Source organism: Anoxybacillus sp. ST4 (genome assembly GCF_019448545.1).
GTDB classification, from domain to species: domain Bacteria; phylum Bacillota; class Bacilli; order Bacillales; family Anoxybacillaceae; genus Anoxybacillus; species Anoxybacillus pushchinoensis.
In genome coordinates this window covers 1-4,004 of sequence record NZ_JAHZOE010000051.1, presented here as the reverse complement: position 1 = coordinate 4,004, position 4,004 = coordinate 1, and the positions used below count along the sequence as shown (strand labels likewise).

The following is a 4,004-nucleotide window of genomic DNA, read 5'->3' as shown; positions in this document are numbered from 1 at the left end:
GATCATTTGTGATTTTCAGACGTTTCATGCCAATTCCGCTCCTTTTGTATAGAAATATTTAGGAGCAGTATAGCCATGAAAAAAGGTGTTCATACAGAAGTCATGGTTTTAAGGTGCATGTATATAGTTTCTGGTTGATTCTCTGAATAAAGGCCTGGACATTCTTTCTAATTTCTTGCACAGTCGAATAGAACACGTTATTGATGACGTCTGATTTCAGCCATTTTGATAGCCCTTCAATCAAGTTCAATTGTGGACTGTATGGTGGCAAAAAGACGAGCTCTAACCGATCTTCGTGTTCTTTTAAAAATGGTTGAATGAGTTTGGCATGGTGAATTCGAGCGTTATCTAAAATTATCACCATTTTGCCTGTGGGATAGCGTTCTAACACAAGTTGAAGAAACCGAAGAAATGTCTCTGCGTCATAGCGTTCTTCTTCGACGCAAAACACTTCCCCCGTTTCATCGTTCAACGTGCCAATCAGCTTCAGCCCTTGATGTTTTCCAAACGTCGGAATGATTCGTTGTTTTCCTTTGACAAACCACGTTTTTTGAATCGCTTGGTAATCACGAATCATCGATTCATCTTGAAAGAGGACATGGGCGATGTTCCCATCTAACAGTTTTTTTTACTTCAGGGAAGGTGATTTCGATGAATTCTTTTTGTTTCTCTTCATCGGCATTGGCTAGTGTATAGGTCGGTTTCGTATAGCTTAGCCCTAACCGATGCAGAATGTCACTTGTTCCCCGAAGCGTATATATCGGTCCCCACTTTCGTTGAATGAGTTCAGCGATGATCGCAAGCGTCCAATTATATTATGCTTCGAACCCCACCTCTACGGGGAGCTGATGTTCAATGATCAAAGCCAGCTCTTTTTCCTGATCAGGGGTCAACCGACGTGGGGCTCCCGGTGAGTATTTCATCTCCAGTCCATCAAGACCGCGCTGGGCATAGGCATGGATATAGTTATAAATAGTTTTCTTGGATCGACCAATAATCGTTGCGATTTCTTCTTTTGCGTATCCCTGCAGATGAAGATAAATCGCTTGGTAGCGTTCATATGCTCGTTTATTTTTTGCTTCTTTCGTGGCAGTGGACAATTTTTCGAGCTCGTCTTTGAGATTCGGCATCGTATTTTCTCCCCGTTCCCCTATTTCTTTTTTAATTTATTCGCCGCGGAATGGGAGAAAACCTTTATTTCAATTTATATAGTCGATAGCGCATGCACGTTTTTCCTTCTTCCGCAAGCGATTGTAGCGATGAGGACTGCTGTTCTTCTGCCCATACTTTTTCTAATGCTTGGCGGAATACGTTGACAAGTCGGGTCCCAGAAATCGCATATTTTTGATTGAGCACGAAAAACGGTACACCGCGAACGCCGAGTTGAGCCGCTATCGCTTTCTCGTTTCGCACGTGTTCTGCATAACACTCGCTATCAAGCACCGCTTCCGCCTCTTTGCGGTTAAGCCCTGCTGCTTCGGCAAGCTCAAGATAGGCGTAAAACAGCCGCTCTACTACTTCATCAAGCTTCCCTTTTTCCTTCGCATATTGCGCGAGACGGTAGGTACCAAACGTATTGGTCGGTTTCATCGTCTCAAAACGGAACGTGAGACCAAGCGCCTCGGCTTGCTTGCCGATGTCGGCGTTTGCCCACTTCGCTTCTTCTACGGAAATACATATTTTTGGGTAATCATTTCGTGGATGCTGAGCGGCGTTTCTTTTTTCGCATTTGGATCAAGTTCAAAACTACGGAAGACGACCTCAACATTCTCCCGATGCGGAAAAGACACAAGCGCCTGCTCTAACCGCCGCTTTCCGATATAACAAAATGGACAAACAAAATTCGACAGGTGACAGACACAAACGAAAATAATATAATTGGAAATAGGAGGAATGGTGGCATGACGGAACAAATGGAACAAACCATAGTCGAAATGTTAAAAGATGCAGTCTCCCCATATGTTATTTATTTGTTCGGCTCAGCAGCAACAGGACACGTTCGTCCCGATAGCGATATAGATATTGCTTTCTTAAGCGATAAACGATCGTTGGATCATTATGAACGCTTTATGCTTGCACAACAATCGGCAGAGCGATTACAACGAGACGTTGACCTCATCGATTTAAAGCAAGCGAGCACCGTTTTTCAAGCACAAATCGTCAGTAGCGGCAAAGTCATCTATTGTGCAGACGAACAAAAAAAAGCGGAGTACGAATGGCGAATTCTGAAAATGTATGCGAAGCTAAACGAAGAACGAGCAGAAATTTTGCGAAACATTGCTGAAAGTGGGTCGGTTTATGATTAATGATGTCATCTTAAATAAAGTAAGTGTGATTGAACGGTGTCTGAAGCGTATTCAGGAAGAATACGAAAACAATCCAAAACATTTGGAGAACTACACAAAGCAAGATTCCATTGTCCTCAATCTTCAACGAGCGTGTGAAGCGAGCATTGACTTAGCGATGCACATCGTCGCGCAAAAAAAGCTCGGACTTCCACAAACAAGCCGAGACGCTTTTACTCTTTTAGAACAACACGGCATCATCTCTCCATCCCTATCGCAAAAAATGAAAGCGATGGTCGGATTTCGCAATATCGCCGTGCATGACTATCAAGAACTGAATTTGACCATTTTACAAAAAATACTCGACAGCCATTTAACAGACTTTACTGAGTTTACGAAAGCAATTGTTGGATAAAAATAGGCGGTGCGAATATACACCGCCTTAGCAACTACTTTCTAATCCTAATCCCAATGCTTCTTCCACTCATCTAAAAAGGCAGGGAGACGCTGTTGATGTGGAGCGATAAAACTTTGAAAATAGAGAGACCACTTGTTCGGCTCTTTGAATTAGAGCGAGTCAAACAAATTAAACAAGGCAACCCGCTCGATACGAGCACAATGATCGGTGCTCAAGCCTCGTCCGAACAGCTAGAAAAAATTTTGTCATACATTGACATCGGTAAACAAGAAGGAGCTGAACTTCTCATCGGCGGCGAACGCAACATGTTAGAAGGGGATTTACAAGGCGGTTACTATGTGAAGCCAACCGTCTTTAAGGGACATAATCGGATGCGTATTTTCCAAGAAGAAATTTTCGGTCCCGTTGTGTCTGTCACAACATTTAAGGATCAAGATGAAGCGTTATCGATTGCCAATGACACATTATACGGACTTGGTGCCGGAATATGGACGCGCGATATGAATACCGCATACCGATTTGGTCGCGGCATTCAAGCTGGACGCGTTTGGACGAATTGTTATCACGCATATCCTGCGCATGCAGCGTTTGGTGGATATAAAATGTCAGGAATCGGTCGTGAAACGCACAAAATGATGCTCGAACATTACCAACAAACGAAAAACTTACTTGTTAGCTATTCGCCGAAAAAACTTGGATTTTTCTAATCGTTCAGGCAGCGTCTCAAAAGCGCTGCCTTTTTTGAAAGGGGCTGATTGCGCATGCAACTGAAAGTAGTAGCGACCGAAGCAGCGCTACAACTTATCGAAAAATTAAAAGAAACATACGGTCCGCTTATGTTTCATCAATCTGGTGGTTGTTGTGATGGAAGCTCACCGATGTGTTATCCACAAGGGGAGTTTATGATCGGACAGTCCGACGTGTGGCTTGGCGAAATCGGAGGATGCCCATTTTATATGCACGCTGCTCAATACGAATATTGGAAACATACACAACTAATTATTGATGTTGTACCTGGCCGCGGTGGCATGTTTTCACTTGAAGGGCGCGAAGGAGTACGTTTTTTAACAAGATCAAAAGTGTTTGATTCACATGATGAGCTGCTTTAAGGCAGCTCATTTTGTATGTATGACATCATTTTTTACGGGAGTGCGGAAATAATGAATGAATATTCATTACAGACTGTTGAAAAACGATTTTGTCAAGGACAAAATCGTTTTTCTTTTGTTAATATGTTAAAGGAAAACTATGAAGAAGGAGAGGTAGAAGTATGTACCGTCCTTTCTCCAAGTCAGAATTGA

4 protein-coding genes and 3 pseudogenes are annotated in these 4,004 nt (G+C 42.9%); 5 read left to right on the top strand and 2 right to left on the bottom strand.

Annotation, left to right across the window (positions count from 1 at the left end; all coding sequences use genetic code 11):
• Positions 1-100 precede the first annotated feature (100 nt).
• Positions 101-1,130, bottom strand: a pseudogene (locus K1I44_RS14835) (IS630 family transposase).
• A gap of 64 nt (positions 1,131-1,194) precedes the next feature.
• Positions 1,195-1,850 (bottom strand): annotated as a pseudogene (locus K1I44_RS14830) (DsbA family oxidoreductase).
• 51 nt (positions 1,851-1,901) lie between these two features.
• Between K1I44_RS14830 and mntA the strand changes: the two are divergent.
• From mntA to K1I44_RS14805, 5 genes and pseudogenes are all read left to right on the top strand, one after another.
• On the top strand, positions 1,902-2,306 hold the full coding sequence (mntA, locus tag K1I44_RS14825) for a type VII toxin-antitoxin system MntA family adenylyltransferase antitoxin (RefSeq protein ID WP_219986611.1): 405 nt from the start codon (positions 1,902-1,904) through the stop codon (positions 2,304-2,306).
• On the top strand, positions 2,299-2,700 hold the full coding sequence (gene hepT / locus K1I44_RS14820) for a type VII toxin-antitoxin system HepT family RNase toxin (protein ID WP_255573470.1): 402 nt from the start codon (positions 2,299-2,301) through the stop codon (positions 2,698-2,700). The genes mntA and hepT overlap by 8 nt, the downstream gene beginning before the upstream one ends.
• Before the next feature lie 152 nt (positions 2,701-2,852).
• Positions 2,853-3,410: pseudogene (gene adh / locus K1I44_RS14815) on the top strand (aldehyde dehydrogenase); the annotation flags it as partial.
• 54 nt (positions 3,411-3,464) lie between these two features.
• Positions 3,465-3,812 (top strand): DUF779 domain-containing protein, encoded by a 348-nt coding sequence (locus tag K1I44_RS14810; protein ID WP_219986610.1) that lies wholly within the window; start codon positions 3,465-3,467, stop codon positions 3,810-3,812.
• A 51-nt stretch (positions 3,813-3,863) separates the two neighbouring features.
• Complete coding sequence (locus K1I44_RS14805) at positions 3,864-4,004, top strand: hypothetical protein (protein WP_219986609.1); 141 nt, start codon at positions 3,864-3,866, stop codon at positions 4,002-4,004.